This is a genomic window from Galbibacter sp. BG1 (assembly GCF_013391805.1).
GTDB lineage: Bacteria > Bacteroidota > Bacteroidia > Flavobacteriales > Flavobacteriaceae > Galbibacter.
The window spans coordinates 1,693,184-1,707,418 of record NZ_CP058364.1; the positions used below are offsets into that span (position 1 = coordinate 1,693,184).

The 14,235-nt window shown below is 37.2% G+C and carries 15 protein-coding genes; 6 read left to right on the top strand and 9 right to left on the bottom strand.

Going from position 1 to position 14,235, the window contains the following annotated elements:
* Positions 1-43 precede the first annotated feature (43 nt).
* Both HX109_RS07480 and HX109_RS07485 read left to right on the top strand, forming a co-directional pair.
* Positions 44-967: a hydroxypyruvate isomerase family protein gene (locus HX109_RS07480; RefSeq protein WP_178950730.1), complete on the top strand. Its 924-nt coding sequence runs from the start codon at positions 44-46 to the stop codon at positions 965-967.
* Positions 968-997: 30 nt separating this feature from the next.
* A complete protein-coding gene (locus tag HX109_RS07485; protein ID WP_178950732.1) occupies positions 998-2,281 on the top strand; it encodes an APC family permease in 1,284 nt (427 codons plus the stop codon).
* On the opposite strand, the gene HX109_RS07490 is transcribed toward HX109_RS07485, so the two are convergent.
* Genes HX109_RS07490 through HX109_RS07505 form a run of 4 tightly spaced genes read right to left on the bottom strand, consistent with a single transcriptional unit; the run spans position 2,273 to position 4,350 of the window.
* Positions 2,273-2,776, bottom strand: coding sequence for a YciI family protein (locus tag HX109_RS07490; protein WP_178950733.1), 504 nt, complete (start codon positions 2,774-2,776; stop codon positions 2,273-2,275). The genes HX109_RS07485 and HX109_RS07490 overlap by 9 nt on opposite strands.
* Positions 2,777-2,786: 10 nt before the next feature.
* Entirely contained in the window at positions 2,787-3,206 is a 420-nt protein-coding gene (locus tag HX109_RS07495; RefSeq protein ID WP_178950735.1) for a hypothetical protein, read from the bottom strand.
* An 11-nt stretch (positions 3,207-3,217) separates the two neighbouring features.
* Positions 3,218-3,685: a CYTH domain-containing protein gene (locus tag HX109_RS07500; protein ID WP_178950737.1), complete on the bottom strand. Its 468-nt coding sequence runs from the start codon at positions 3,683-3,685 to the stop codon at positions 3,218-3,220.
* Positions 3,682-4,350: a nucleoside-diphosphate sugar epimerase gene (locus HX109_RS07505; protein ID WP_178950739.1), complete on the bottom strand. Its 669-nt coding sequence runs from the start codon at positions 4,348-4,350 to the stop codon at positions 3,682-3,684. The genes HX109_RS07500 and HX109_RS07505 overlap by 4 nt, the downstream gene beginning before the upstream one ends.
* Before the next feature lie 99 nt (positions 4,351-4,449).
* Between HX109_RS07505 and dinB the strand changes: the two genes are divergently transcribed.
* From dinB to HX109_RS07520, 3 genes are all read left to right on the top strand, one after another.
* Positions 4,450-5,553 carry a DNA polymerase IV gene (dinB, locus tag HX109_RS07510; RefSeq protein WP_178950741.1) on the top strand — a complete coding sequence of 368 codons (1,104 nt, stop codon included), beginning with the start codon at positions 4,450-4,452 and terminating at the stop codon, positions 5,551-5,553.
* A 30-nt stretch (positions 5,554-5,583) separates the two neighbouring features.
* Entirely contained in the window at positions 5,584-6,960 is a 1,377-nt protein-coding gene (locus HX109_RS07515) for an exonuclease domain-containing protein (protein ID WP_178950743.1), read from the top strand.
* A gap of 111 nt (positions 6,961-7,071) precedes the next feature.
* Positions 7,072-8,268 (top strand): MFS transporter, encoded by a 1,197-nt coding sequence (locus HX109_RS07520; RefSeq protein ID WP_178950745.1) that lies wholly within the window; start codon positions 7,072-7,074, stop codon positions 8,266-8,268.
* Here HX109_RS07520 and HX109_RS07525 read toward each other — a convergent pair.
* Positions 8,265-9,587, bottom strand: a complete 1,323-nt coding sequence (locus HX109_RS07525) for a gluconate:H+ symporter (protein ID WP_178950746.1) — start codon at positions 9,585-9,587, stop codon at positions 8,265-8,267. The two genes, HX109_RS07520 and HX109_RS07525, sit on opposite strands and share 4 nt — an antisense overlap.
* A 15-nt stretch (positions 9,588-9,602) precedes the next feature.
* Positions 9,603-11,042: a sulfatase gene (locus HX109_RS07530; RefSeq protein WP_178950748.1), complete on the bottom strand. Its 1,440-nt coding sequence runs from the start codon at positions 11,040-11,042 to the stop codon at positions 9,603-9,605.
* A 132-nt stretch (positions 11,043-11,174) separates the two neighbouring features.
* Between HX109_RS07530 and HX109_RS07535 the strand changes: the two genes are divergently transcribed.
* The gene (locus HX109_RS07535; protein ID WP_410504052.1) at positions 11,175-11,660 is read left to right on the top strand and encodes a regulatory protein RecX; all 486 of its coding nucleotides are present in this window, start codon (positions 11,175-11,177) and stop codon (positions 11,658-11,660) included.
* 46 nt (positions 11,661-11,706) lie between these two features.
* Here HX109_RS07535 and HX109_RS07540 read toward each other — a convergent pair whose 3' ends face one another.
* The 3 genes from HX109_RS07540 to bioB all read right to left on the bottom strand — a co-directional run bounded on the left by HX109_RS07540 (position 11,707) and on the right by bioB (position 14,176).
* Positions 11,707-11,988, bottom strand: a complete 282-nt coding sequence (locus tag HX109_RS07540; RefSeq protein ID WP_178950750.1) for a YciI-like protein — start codon at positions 11,986-11,988, stop codon at positions 11,707-11,709.
* 3 nt (positions 11,989-11,991) lie between these two features.
* Positions 11,992-12,858, bottom strand: a complete 867-nt coding sequence (locus tag HX109_RS07545; RefSeq protein ID WP_178950752.1) for a cupin-like domain-containing protein — start codon at positions 12,856-12,858, stop codon at positions 11,992-11,994.
* 217 nt (positions 12,859-13,075) lie between these two features.
* Positions 13,076-14,176 carry a biotin synthase BioB gene (gene bioB / locus HX109_RS07550; protein WP_178950754.1) on the bottom strand — a complete coding sequence of 367 codons (1,101 nt, stop codon included), beginning with the start codon at positions 14,174-14,176 and terminating at the stop codon, positions 13,076-13,078.
* Positions 14,177-14,235 lie beyond the last annotated feature (59 nt).

Here is a 14,235-nt window from a genome sequence, read left to right on the forward strand (position 1 = left end):
GTTTTTTTAGTATATTTAACCTTTATTCTTAAAACCAATTGAAATGCAAAGGAGAAAATTTCTTCATAATACCATAAAAACAACCGTAGGGGCTTCAGTATTAAGTACTGGAGCCTTTGCTTTTTCCACATCTTCAGAAAAAGTAAAAAAAAATAATTTTAAACTGAAATATGCCCCGCATATTGGCATGTTCAAGAACCTCGCAGGGGAAGATGTTGTAGATCAACTCAACTTTATGGCCGATAATGGCTTTACGGCTTTTGAAGATAATAATATGATGAAGCGCTCTATAAAAGAGCAAGAAGCCATGGCAAAGGTAATGGAGCAGCGCGGTATGACCATGGGGGTATTTGTGGCTCATAAAATTTACTGGAAAGAACCCAATCTCGCAAATGGTGATGAAAACCTAAGAACCGAATTTTTAACATCCATAAAAGAGGCCGTAGAGGTGGCTAAAAGGGTAAATGCTAAATGGGTAACCGTAGTACCAGGGCATGTAGATTTGCGTTTGGATCTAGGCTACCAAACCGCCAATGTAATAGAATCGTTAAAACAAGCATCTGCTATTTTAGAGCCACACGGCATTACCATGGTCTTAGAACCTTTAAATTTCAGGGATCATCCTGGCCTGTTTTTAAAGGGATCGGCCCAAGCTTTTGAAATATGTAAAGCCGTAGGCTCGCCATCGTGTAAAATTCTTTTTGATATCTACCATCAGCAGATTACTGAAGGAAATTTAATCCCAAACATAGAAGCGTGTTGGGATGAGATTGCTTATTTTCAAATGGGGGATAATCCCGGACGGAAAGAACCGACAACCGGGGAGATTAATTATAAGAATATCTTCAAATACATTCACAGTAAAAGTTTTGATGGAGTATTGGGAATGGAACATGGAAATTCTATTTCTGGTAGGGAAGGAGAATTAGCAGTGATTGAAGCGTATAAAAAAGTTGATGATTTTTGAGTATCTTAAAGAAAGTTATTTAATGATTGGATGAGCGATAAAATTGGATTAAAAGAGGCAATCTCTATCGGTATCGGTGGTATGGTAGGAGGTGGGATTTTCGCTGTCCTCGGTTTGGCTGTTTCTTTAGCCAAAGGAGGAACCCCCGTAGCCTTTTTAATAGCAGGAATTATCGCTTTGTTTACCTCATATAGTTATGTTAAGTTGTCCTTGGCATATCCAGACCGTGGAGGAACCGTAAAATTTATTAATGAAGGTTTTGGTAAGGGCGTTTTTAGCGGTGGCATTAATAATCTCCTCTGGGTAAGTTACATCATTATGCTGGCACTATACGCATCGGCCTTTGGTTCGTATGCGCCAAACCTCTTTAAAATTACAGGAGAGACTTCCTTAGACACCCATCTTTATTCCAGTGCGATAGTAATATTTGCTACTGTAATTAATTACTACAGCATTAAAATAGTTGGGAAAATAGAAGATTATGCGGTAATTATTAAACTTTTTATTTTAATTGCCTTTGTAGTTATTGGTCTCTACGGATTAAAGGACAGCTCGCACCTCGACCAATTGGCATTTTCCAATTGGGAAAAACCGCTGCAACTTTTTACAGGAGGAATGGTAATTTTTGTGGCTTATGAAGGTTTTGAGCTAATCGCCAATTCGGTTTCCGATCTTAAGAATCCTGAAAAGAATGTTCCAAAGGCATACTTTTATGCGGTATCGTTCGTCATATTTTTATATATCATCATAGCTATTGTTACCGTTGGCTCTCTTGCTTTTTCCAAAATAGCCGATGCCGAAGATTATGTATTGGCAGAAGCAGCCAAGCCCATGTTAGGGCAGGCCGGTTTTACTATAATTACCGTGGCAGCTTTAATTTCTACATTTTCGGCAATTAACGCCACGCTTTACGGAGGAAGCAGGGTAAGTTATGAAATTGCTGCAGACGACGAATTACCACATGAGCTTACAAGTTCTTTTTGGAACCAACCTATAGGATTATTAATAACAGCCGTATTAACGCTGGTTATTGTAAATTTATTGGAATTGGAAAGCATTTCGACTGCTGGTAGTGTAGGGTTTTTACTGATTTTTGCGGCAGTCAATTTGGTGGGATATAAAAAAGCATCAGAAATAAATGCCCGAAAAATAATTACACTAATAGGTTTCCTATTGTGTTGCATCGCTTCTGTAACGCTTATTATTCAGCAATATGGAGCGAACCCATTGGGGATAAGCATTTCTTTGGGAATTGTTTTGGTATGTTTTTTAATGGAGTTTATTTATAAGAAATACGCTGGTAAATCATCTTAAAGGAAAGCCTTTAGCGGCCCACCATGGATGGATTTCAATTTGAAGCCTGCCTGCTTTTACTGCAGGATCAGAATTTGCCAAGCTATCTGCCATTTGTAAAGTTGGAACATTGTAAATGGTAATTCCCCGGATCTCTCCATCATCGCCAAAAGGCCCTGAAATATCAGCATAACCTTCTTCATACATTTTCCCCAAATGAGCCAGATGCAATTTTTGAATACTGTCTGCTTCCTCTTTGCTTTGGGATCTGCTTTCTCCCCTTTTCAGAAAAGCAATAAAATATTGCTGCATTAAAATAGTATCTCCAGATTTTTCATCTACATAATCGAAAGTTTGAAAACCTTCACTGTTAAGACGTTCCTTAATTTTTAAAATAGAGGTCAGGGTGTCTTGTTGTGCCTTCCCTTCCGAAGATATTTCGGGTGTTGTATTCGTTGAGTTTGTTTCGCAACTCAATATTCCAAATACTAAAAAAATATAGCCAAGTATTTTCATAGTCCTAAAATTAGTTTTCAATATAAAAAATATGATAGTCTATAAAGTTATCCCGCACCATGGGATTGCACTCGATTAATTCAACTATTCTTTCTTTTTCAAAATGTTTTGCGAAGATTACTTTTCTCGCACGACCAGTTTTCTTATAAACTTTGATGTCTGGATGGGTTGCCATCTCCAGTAGGAACTCCTTGTTTATTGAGTCCATTGCTGCTGTTAACGGTTGTGAATCTTCTAAATATAGCATATGGTAAGGCTCCATAGCACTTTTCTCCATTTTATTGTAACCGTAATTTTTTTGTTTGTCCTCTGTATAATGCTTTATGGTTCTTGCCGTTCTACTAATTGCCCTAATACTTCTGCCCACATTTTGACTATAAATTGGTGTAATAAACAATAGAACTATGGCTGCCATTAAAAACTTTTTCATAAAAGATTATTTTACCAATCCTTAAAGGGTTTCTGGCTCAGTTGCGAGTTGTAATATTTGGCTTCTCCAGTAACTTCTTTTCCCAACCATTTTGGCTTAACAAATTTTTCGTCTTCTGAAGAGAGTTCTATTTCTGCAACGATAAGGCCTTGGTTATCCCCTAAAAATTCATCAACTTCAAAAAGATGATTTTCTACTACAACTTTATATCGGTTTTTATCGATAATACCTTTTTCACAGATAGCTAATAAGGAGGCTGCTTCCATCACGCTTATTTCTTTTTCCCATTCAAAACGGGATGTTCCAGAAGTGTTGGAAATTCCTTTTACGGTTAAAAATCCTTGCTTCCCCATGATACGAACACGCACTGTTCGTTCTGGATGTGTATTTAAAAAGCCCTGAACAATGCGTAATTTGTTCTGTGCCTCTGTGACATATTCGTTAGAGCTTACGAGAAATTTGCGTTCTATTTCAATCATTTACTTTGAGCGATTTCTTTTATTTTATCGTTTTCAATCCTGCCAGATGGATAATTTCCATTGGCTAATTTAATCATTGCTTTTACAATCGTTTTTGGGGTAACCGATTTGTATTTTTTTAAAGGGCCAATCATAATATAGTTCAAACCTTTCATTAATTGTTTGAAAATCCATTCGCCTGTTCGTTTTTCATTTCGCTTACCGCTTATTAATGAAGGTTGGAGAATATAAATATTTGGGATAGCCAAATTTAAAACCTCTTCTTCCATTTTTCCTTTTACTCTATTGTAAAATATCGTACTATCTGGATTGGCTCCCAGTGCAGAAATAACAGTAAAAGTTGGGATGATGTTTTGTTCGCAAAGCATGGCGGCGGCAACGGGAATGCCGTAATCTATGGCCTTGTATTTGCTTTTATCTGGGGTTTTAGATTTGGTCGTGCCGATGCAACAATAAACCTCGTCGGCAATAAATTTTTTGTGATGTAGTTTAAGATCAAAAAGATCCACTAAATGTTCTTCAATTTTCGAATGTGCATTATTTACTGAACTTCTAGAAAACAGTATGATTTTTTCATAGCGACTGTCTTTAAGGAGTTTTTTTAATAAAATGCCTCCTGTAAGGCCGGTTGCCCCTAAAATAATAGCTGTTTTTTTAGTGCTCATGCGTTTTCTAATTTCTTTTGGTTAAAATTATGTTCTCTAAGTTACTTATAATTTTGAAGTCTGATGAAGTCCTAAACCGATTTTCAACTAAATTTGTACATGCAAAATTCATTTCCCCTTAAAAAAATTATCCATGTCGACATGGATGCATTTTATGCGTCTGTAGAGCAAATGGATAATCCTGAGTTAAAGGGAAAGCCCTTAGCAGTTGGAGGAAGTGAGAAGCGGGGAGTGGTAGCTGCAGCAAGCTACGAAGCCCGTAAATTTGGTGTAAAAAGCGCCATGAGTGGCTACTTGGCCAAAAAAAATTGTCCAGAACTTATTTTTGTTCGTCCGCGTTTTGATCGATATAAAGAAATATCAACCAAGATTAGAGGTATTTTTTTGGAATATACCGATTTGGTGGAGCCGCTTTCTTTGGATGAAGCTTATCTCGACGTTACCGAAAATAAAAAGGGAAACCCGTCGGCCAGTAATATCGCTAGGGAAATTCGTCAGCGTATTTTAGAAGAGGTTGGGTTAACAGCTTCCGCAGGAATTTCAGTAAACAAATTTATTGCCAAAGTGGCAAGTGATTACAACAAACCAAACGGACAAAAAACCGTGGAGCCAGATGATGTATTGCCATTTTTGGAAAATTTGGAAATACGAAAATTCTATGGTGTTGGTAAAGTGACCACTCAAAAAATGTATCAGCTAGGTATTTTTACCGGAAAGGATCTAAAGTTGAAATCCTTAGAATATTTAATTACACATTTTGGTAAAAGTGGGTCTTTTTACTATAATGTGGTTCGAGGAATTCATTTAAGTACGGTAAAACCAAATCGCATACCAAAGTCGGTTGGGGCAGAAAGAACGTTTAGCGAAAACCTGAGCAGTGAAATTTTTATGCTGGAAAGATTGGAGAATATAGCTATAGAGCTTGAACGCCGACTTAAAAAGAATAAAATTGCTGGAAAAACAATTACACTAAAAATCAAGTATAGCGATTTTAAATTGCAGACGCGAAGTAAAACGCTTGATTATTTTATTGCGGATAAAAGTTTAATTCTAGAAACGGCAAAAGAATTGTTGTACCAAGAAAATTTAAATAACTCGGTGCGCTTACTGGGAATTTCTTTGGCCAATTTAAATACAGAAAAGACTGAAACGGATAAGACAATTAATAAAACAGTTTCGGTACAACTAAAATTCGATTTTTAATTTTTTAGAGAATATTGAAAGGAGTTACAAATGAAGTTTGCCATAATAGATGTTGAAACTACAGGTTTAAGTGGAAGCGGTAATAAAACTACCGAAATCGCTATTGTTATTCACGATGGAAAAAGAATAGTGAATGAATACCATACCTTGGTTAATCCAGAGGCTTTAATAACCAGGCATGTTGTAGGTTTAACGGGTATCGATAATGAAATGGTAGCTACCGCGCCTACTTTTAAGGAAATTGCATCAGAGGTATTCGAACTTACCAAAGATTGCGTTTTTGTGGCTCATAATGTAAACTTCGATTACAATGTTATCCGCAATGAATTTAAAAGTCTGGGTGTAGATTTCAGCAGAAAAAAATTATGTACGGTGAGGCTCTCCAGAAAGGTTTTCCCAGGATTGCGTTCTTACAGTTTAGGTAAGCTATGCAATTATTTAGAAATCCCACTTTTCGATAGGCATCGAGCCAAAGGAGATACCGATGCGACCGTTATTTTATTTGAAATGCTGCTTAAAAATGATAGTCAAGGGGAGATAGGGAAACAACTGAAAAGCAGAAATGGAGAAGCTTCGCTGCCCGCTCTTTTGGCAAAAGAAACCTACTACAACTTACCCGAAAGACCAGGGATCTATTATTTTAAAAACGCCAATGGGGAAATTATATACGTGGGGAAGGCCATTAACATCAAAAAGCGTGTTCTTAGTCATTTTTACGATAAAAAAGCAAAAGAAATAGCCTTATGCAGGGAAACTTCACACATCGATTTCGAAGAATCGGGATCGGAGTTGGTGGCTTTGCTTATGGAATCTGCAGCTATTAAACATCATTACCCCAAATATAATAGAGCACAAAAGGTAAGTAATAAAGGTTACGCAATTCTAGCATATACTAATAGGAAAGGGATTGTACAGCTTGGTTTCAACAAATCTAATTTGGTTTTAAATCCTATTGCATTATTTTTCACGGTGAACGAATGCATGCAGTTTTTAGAATCAATAACCGAAACCTTTCAACTTTGTCCGAAATACACCCAACTAATTTCTTCAGGAACTGCAGCTGGGAAATGTAAGCATTACCGACTTACAAATTGCAAAGGTATCTGCGAAGAAAAGGAAGCCGTTGAACATTACAATAAAAGAGTTGAAGAAGCCCTGAATTCCATTAAAATTGAAAATAAAAGCTTTGCGATTATTACCAAGGGAAAAACTCTTTCTGAAAAGGCCGTGGTGTTGATTGAAAATGGAATCTATAAAGGTTTCGGGTTTTTGGATGAAACAATTTCTATTTCTGAATTTGAAGAATTTAGAGATTATATAAAACTTCAAAAAAATAATAGCGACGTAGTAAAAATTGTTCAGCAATACATTCTTAAAAACGAAAACGCTGAGGTAGTTTATGGGTGAGGTTGTTAGAACTTTTCCCTCTCTATGTCAAGAAATTAGATAACAGATATAAATTTCAGCAAAAAATTCTTCTTAGCTTTACGATTCTTAATACAAGAATAGATTCATATTTTGAAAAACTTCCTTCAGTTTTTAAAAGATTATAAGCAAGAAATTAGTTTTGGGTGGGGGCTTACTTTTTTATCGAGTTTCGGACAAACATTTTTAATTTCTTTATATGTTCCGGAGATATTGAAGACTTTTGAACTTTCTAAAGGGAGCTTTGGAAGTATTTACGCTATATGTACCGTAATTTCTTCTGTTATTATGCTAACCGTTGGACATACGGTAGATCATAAACCTGTTAAAAAAGTAACCGCTTTTACTGTTTTAGGGTTGGCATCTTCTTGTTTTGTTCTTGGTTTCTCACACCATCACATTGCTCTGTTATTTATTGCTTTTACTGGAATGCGCTTATGCGGTCAAGGCTTGTTGAGTCATATTAGTTTTACGGTAATGTCTAAGTATTTTTCCGCAGATAGAGGAAAAGCATTGAGTATCTCATCTTTGGGATACTCGGTCGGGGAGGCCTTATTTCCTTTGGCAATTTCCACGTTGATTTTGTGGTACGATTATGAATTGGCAGCAATGGCAAGTGGCTTCTTTCTATTATTTTATCTAATTAGGTTAAAATTTGTAAAACTGAAACATTTCGATGCCAATCTAGATATAAATAAAAAAGCTTCCGCAGGTTTGCTTTTAGGACAGTTTAAAGAAGTAATTAGCGACAAACGATTTTTTATAATGATGCCGGCGAGCTTTTCAACCGGATTTATTTCCACCGCTATTTTCTTTTATCAATATGTGTTTGTGGAAGAAAAGGGTTGGTCGCTTACCCTATATGCTTCATTCTTTACAGCTTACGCTATTACGAGATTTGTCCTGTCTATTGCAGGCGGATTTTGGGTAGATAAATATACGGCAAAAAGGCTTTTTAGAATCTATCTTATCCCTATGTGTTTTGGTTTGTTGGCTCTGGCTTTTATAGATAGTATAGTGGGTGCATTAATTTTCTTAATCCTCTCCGGAATTACCGTTGGTGTTGCAGGAACTGTTAAGACTGCGGTAATTGCTGAAATTTATGGAACTAAACAAATGGGCACCATAAGAAGTTTGTTTACTATGTTTATGGTTTTGAGCACCGCTTTAGGGCCGTTAATAGTTGGTTGGATGCTGGATAAAGATATTCCTTTTTCATGGGTGATATTTTCATTGTTTCTTCTGATGGCTATTGCACAACTAAACGCTCAAAGAATTAGAAAATATTAAAGGAAAAAGTTAAGAATCAAGACACCGATTAAACCCATAACTCCAACAGTTGTTTCCATGACTGTCCAGCTTTTTAATGTTTCCTTAACCGATAGGTTGAAATACTCCTTGAATAGCCAAAATCCGCTATCGTTTACATGAGAAAGCATGAGACTTCCCGAGCCGATAGCTAAAACCATAAGTTCAGCATTTACACCGTCGATTTGAGCTAAAGATCCAACTATACCTGCCGTGGTAAGTCCGGCTACTGTAGCAGAGCCCACACAAACTCTGATTATTGTGGCAATAAACCAGGCTAGAAATAATGGGGATAGGTTAGATCCTTTTATTAAATCTGCAATGTAAGTACTTACCCCGCTATCTACCATTATTTGTTTTAAGGCTCCTGCTCCTGCTATAATAAGTAATACCATTGTAATGCTGGACACCGAAGCAGAGAGGGAATTCATAACTTCGGTCATTTTCTTTCCTCTGGCAACTCCTAAGGTATAAATAGCTGTAAGTACCGCAATGAGCATGGCAATAACTGGATTTCCGATAAAATTAATTAGGGTTAAAAGATAATTCTCTTCAGAGAGAAAATGGTTTGCCAAAGTTGCCACACCAATTAAAATAACTGGTAATAAAGCAGTAAAAATACTAACTCCCATTCCGGGTAGTTTGTCTTCGTTGATTATAGTTGGATTGTAAAATTCTTTTAAAGGAGTGGCATTAATTCGAGTGATTAATTTGGTTCGGGCAAGCAATGGGCCGGCAGCAATAATAGCAGGAATGGCGATGATAATTCCATACAGCAGCGTTTTCCCAATGTCGGCATTAAATTGATCTGCAATAACAGTGGGCGCAGGGTGTGGTGGCAGGTATCCATGAGTAACAGATAAGGAAGCGAGCATGGGAAGTCCCACATACAAAAGCGGCATTCCGGTAGAGACCGCCACCGTAAATACCAAAGGGATTAATATTACAAAACCAACAGAATAAAACATAGGAATACCCACGATGAATCCAGTGAGAACTACTGCCCATTGGATATTTTTTTTGCCAAATTTTTCTATGAGCTTAGAGGTTATTTGTTGAGCGGCACCACTATCTGCAACCAACTTTCCCAGCATTGCCCCCAGTCCAAGTATCAATACTAAAAATCCTAAGGTATTACCAATTCCCTTTTGAATTGAATCAACTACGGTATTTAGATCCATTCCTCCAGCGATTCCTACAAATAAAGCCACAATGATGAAGGCAATAAAAGCGTTGAGCTTAAACTTTGCGATAAGAATAAATAATAAAATAATCCCCAGAATTACGGTAACTAATGGCATAAAAATCTTTTTTGTTTAAAATGCTCCTTTGTTGTTGTTTTTAATGGCTTCCGTAGCGCTTCCGGGCATTTCGCCACGAACTTCAAAAGCAGGTGTTTTTACATAATCAGGTTTTCGCTCGTACCAATCCTTTGTTAAGTTTTTTGGAATATTGTCGCCAGTGGTTTCCATCCACATTTTTAAAGCAGTTTTCATTTTCTGCAATTCATTTTTATAGGAAGGAACCGACGCTACATTTAATAACTGAATCGAATCTGTTTTCATATCATAAAGTTCTTCTGAAGGCCTTGGCGTAACAAAAATATCAGCTTGGATTGCGGAAAGCTCCCTGTTTTCCTTCAACTGAAGTAAGTCTTTGTAAGACGGACTCCCAACGGCATCGGCGGGGCCGGATTGCGGAAATTCAGGTCGTGCATTGAAAATATACATAAAGTCTTTTGTCCGTACCATCCGTTCGTAAGCTTCATAATCATGCCAATTATGTTCAGCAAAAACATGATTTCTAAAAGCTGTTGATGGTTTCTTCAAAACTTTTTTAAAGCTAACACCCTGAAACTGTTCATCTATGGGTGCTTTGGCAAAATCTAAAATAGTAGGGGCGATATCGATGGCGCTTACCAACGCATTGGATTCAGCGTTTCGTTTTACTAAATTCTTCGGACCAAAAACAATAAACGGACTTTTCATCCCACGGTCGTTTACACGGGTTTTACTGTGTGGGAATGGGCGACCGTTATCTGCCATGACAATAATAAGTGTATTATCCAGCTCATCCTGATTCTCTAGCTCGTCAACAACCTTTCCTATATAATGATCGAACCGTTTTATCTCATCGTAGTATCTGGCGAGATCCACTTTTGTGGAATCGGAATCTGCTAAATAAAAAGGAGGTTCGATATCTTTTGGATTATGGGTATTTGAAAATTCATTTTCTCCCCATCCACGGTGGGCATCAAAAGCAGCAAACCACATAAAAAAGGGTTTATCCTTTGGTCGGTCTTGCAGAAATTCTACCCATTTGCGCTCCCCTCCGTCACCATTTTCTTTTAAGGACACTTTGCTAAAACCACGCTTGGCGTATTCTCCAATGTGAAATTTACCAGCTTGTGCGGTATAGTAATCGTTTTCTTTTAAGATTTCAGGAAAAGACTTCATCCAAATAGGAGGTTCGGTATGTAATTCAGCAGCACCAGTATTGTGCGGATATCTTCCGGTAATAATACTATTTCTACTGGGACTGCAGGAACTGGCAGTCAAATAAAAATTGTTGAACTTAATACCCTCAGCAGCCAGTTTGTCAATATTTGGGGTTTGCACGTAAGGATTTCCGTAGCATCCAAAATCATCCCAACTAATATCATCTCCGATAAAAATGATGACGTTTGGAGCGTTTTGCGATGAAATATTGAAACTAAAAAGTAGGAGCAGTGTAAAAAAGGAAGTAAATTTAATCATATTCGTTTGGCGGTTGTTTCATTTATTTGGTTAAATATAAAGAAATCTGCACAAACCTTTTTAAATCACTTTTCGGAATACAACTTAAACGAATTTATGTTTTCAGTTTATTTTTATTTAATCTTTTAGATTTTGTTTCTTTACGAGGTGAATCATGCAAAATCATATACCCTTGAAGAAGCCAAGCGAAAGCTTGAGAGTTACTGTGCTTACCAAGACCGTTGCCATAAAGAAGTTGTTACCAAGCTTCAAAATATGAATATGATTCCACTTGCCGTCGATACCATTGTTGCACATCTTATTGAACACAATTTTTTGAATGAAGAGCGGTTTGCCAAAAGCTTCGCTAGAGGTAAATTCCGCATAAAAAAATGGGGCAAAAACAGAATTGTTAGAGAATTAAAATTTAGAGGGATTTCTAGATTCAATATTCAAACAGCCTTAAAAGAAATCCCTGACGACGCTTACTACGCCACTTTTCATGATTTAGCTGAAAAAAGAGCAAACCAAATCACCGAGAAGAGTCCTGTAAAAAAGAAAAAAAAACTTGCCGATTATCTTCTGTACAGGGGCTGGGAATCCAGTTTGGTGTATGAAAAGGTGAATGAGTTGGTGTGAAATTATTTATAGCCAGCTTTGAGTGCTATTTAATGAAAGACTAAATTTAATTTTTTTCAATAACTACATTCCATTTCCTTATTTTCCATTCTTTTACTAATCCATTTTTTACATACGGATCCTTTGCAACGAAGCTTTTAACTTCCACCTCGCTTTCACATTTAAATATGAGTAAAGCCTCATCGGCTGGATTATCCATCGCGCCACCAAGAACAAGAAAACCTTTATCCAAATATTCCTGCGCCAATTCTAAATGTTCCTCCCTGTATTTGGGTCGTTTTTCCAGATAATCGTCTGCCGTTTTATAATTTAGAACGTAATAATTCATAGCTCAGGATTCAATACCTAGTTTTTCATGGGTTTGGGTGATCGCTTTTCTGTTTTTTTCATTTATCCAAGCTTGCCCTTTCCATTTGCGCATCAAATTATCAAAGTTACGCATTATAAAAACGTTGTACGCCGCTTTAAAAAAATGCGACGGTTTCTTCGGAAGGGAACGCAAACTCATAGAAAAACCTGGGGTTTCATATTTCATATAATGCCAATACCCTTCGGGCATGTAAAGCATTTCACCATGGTTTAAGTGGGTAATAAAACCCTCTGCCTCTTTAAGGGCCGGCCATTTGGTGTAATCGGGGTTGTCGAAGTCTATATCTTCCCGGGAAATTAAAGAATGTGGTACTTTGTATAGATATTTAGTTTGATCAGGAGGGAATATGATGCATTGCTTTTTTCCGTGGAAATGAAAATGAAGAATATTTGAATAGTCAATATCGAAATGCATAAACACCTTGCTGTTCTGTCCTCCAAAAAACAACATTGGCAATTGCTTTACCAATTTTAAGCCGATGTCTGGCCACTTAAAATCATTTTGAAGAGAAGGCACTTCCTTCATTAAATTATATAGAAAAATGCGGTAATTCGTAGGTTTTGCTTCCAAAAGGTCTACGTATTCACACATTTTCATTTTGGCATGTGGCTCGTTAAACCCGTCTTCATGGGTAACAGGTCTGTCGTCGTATAAAGGAACTATTTTATCACCTGCAACTTCTTTAATGTAGTGGAGATGCCATTTTTTGTAAGCAGGCCAATCTTCAGTTATCTTCTCGACAACAACGGGCTTTTGTAACTTTACATAATTATTTATAAAGTCTTGCTTTGATATATTTTTTAGGCGAGGTATCTCCTTTAATTTCATGCGTTTATTGTATTGTTCTTCATTGGTCACATGTAAACTATAACGGCTTAAAAAGTCATTGAATTGTTAAGATGATTATTTTACCCATATTGGTTTCATTTAAATTAGATTCAAAATAAACCTTACAAAGTTACACATTGTTGAGAAGTAAATCTACTGTACAAAATTCCTGTAGGCATAAAAAGTCAACGAGGAAGAAATTAAAATAAGGTATTAATTAAACGGATTTTGCCTTTTTGGCATTTTCTTTGGCTAATTCGTTTTTTTCGATGGTATGTCCCGGTCTGGACCATTTAGGCTTTTCACCCAACGGCAGATATTTGGATTCTGATGCTTCCACCGTATCTGGTTTCGCTTTTTTAACGAAAGGTTTTTGTGGATTTAGTCCCAGCATTTTAAACATTTCCATGTCCTCATTCACATCAGGGTTTGGAGTGGTTAAGAGTTTGTCTCCTGCAAAAATTGAATTTGCTCCTGCAAAAAAGCACATCGCTTGACCTTCCCTGCTCATTTGGGTGCGCCCTGCGGAGAGCCTTACCTGTGTTTGTGGCATAACAATTCTGGTAGTGGCTACCATTCTAACCATTTCCCATATTTCTACTGGTTTTTCGTCTTCCATTGGCGTACCATCTACGGCCACCAAGGCGTTGATAGGTACAGATTCTGGTTGCGGACTCAAAGTGGAAAGAGCGACCAACATACCGGCGCGGTCTTCTATTTTTTCTCCCATACCAATAATACCACCGCTACAAACAGTAACATTTGTTTTTCTTACGTTGTCTATGGTTTCCAAGCGGTCTACGAAACCTCTGGTAGAAATTACTTCTTTATAATATTCTTCTGAAGTATCCAGATTATGATTATAAGCATACAATCCTGCTTCTGCAAGACGTTGTGCTTGGTTTTCTGTAATCATCCCCAGTGTACAACAAACTTCCATGTCGAGCTTGTTAATGGTACGAACCATTTCTAAAACTTGGTCAAATTCTGGGCCGTCTTTTACGTTTCTCCAAGCGGCACCCATACAAACGCGGGAACTCCCTGCTTCCTTGGCACGTAAAGCCTGTGCTTTTACATGGGGAACTGTCATTAAATCGTTTCCTTCAATGTCTGTATGATAACGAGCTGCTTGAGGGCAATAACCGCAGTCTTCTGGACATCCTCCTGTTTTTATCGATAAGAGCGTGGAAACTTGAACGGTATTTGGGTCGTGATGTTTCCTGTGTACCGTAGCGGCTTCGTACAATAGCTCCATTAAAGGCTTGTTGTAAATCTCTAAAATTTCTTCTTGTGTCCAGTTATGTCTTATCTCACTCATAAAAACCATATTAAGGGCAGGTGCCCAATATTCTTCATCGAAAGGACTTGTTTTTGGCT

Coding starts and splice junctions, on each gene's coding strand:
- HX109_RS07495 (WP_178950735.1), bottom strand. CDS start 3,206: ATGAAAAAGTTTTTAATGGCAGCCATAGTTCTATTGTTTATTACACCA.
- HX109_RS07505 (WP_178950739.1), bottom strand. CDS start 4,350: ATGAGCACTAAAAAAACAGCTATTATTTTAGGGGCAACCGGCCTTACA.
- HX109_RS07480 (WP_178950730.1), top strand. CDS start 44: ATGCAAAGGAGAAAATTTCTTCATAATACCATAAAAACAACCGTAGGG.
- HX109_RS07545 (WP_178950752.1), bottom strand. CDS start 12,858: ATGAAATTAAAGGAGATACCTCGCCTAAAAAATATATCAAAGCAAGAC.
- dinB (WP_178950741.1), top strand. CDS start 4,450: ATGCAAAATTCATTTCCCCTTAAAAAAATTATCCATGTCGACATGGAT.
- bioB (WP_178950754.1), bottom strand. CDS start 14,176: ATGAGTGAGATAAGACATAACTGGACACAAGAAGAAATTTTAGAGATT.
- HX109_RS07530 (WP_178950748.1), bottom strand. CDS start 11,042: ATGATTAAATTTACTTCCTTTTTTACACTGCTCCTACTTTTTAGTTTC.
- HX109_RS07525 (WP_178950746.1), bottom strand. CDS start 9,587: ATGCCATTAGTTACCGTAATTCTGGGGATTATTTTATTATTTATTCTT.
- HX109_RS07540 (WP_178950750.1), bottom strand. CDS start 11,988: ATGAATTATTACGTTCTAAATTATAAAACGGCAGACGATTATCTGGAA.
- HX109_RS07485 (WP_178950732.1), top strand. CDS start 998: ATGAGCGATAAAATTGGATTAAAAGAGGCAATCTCTATCGGTATCGGT.
- HX109_RS07515 (WP_178950743.1), top strand. CDS start 5,584: ATGAAGTTTGCCATAATAGATGTTGAAACTACAGGTTTAAGTGGAAGC.
- HX109_RS07500 (WP_178950737.1), bottom strand. CDS start 3,685: ATGATTGAAATAGAACGCAAATTTCTCGTAAGCTCTAACGAATATGTC.
- HX109_RS07490 (WP_178950733.1), bottom strand. CDS start 2,776: ATGAAAATACTTGGCTATATTTTTTTAGTATTTGGAATATTGAGTTGC.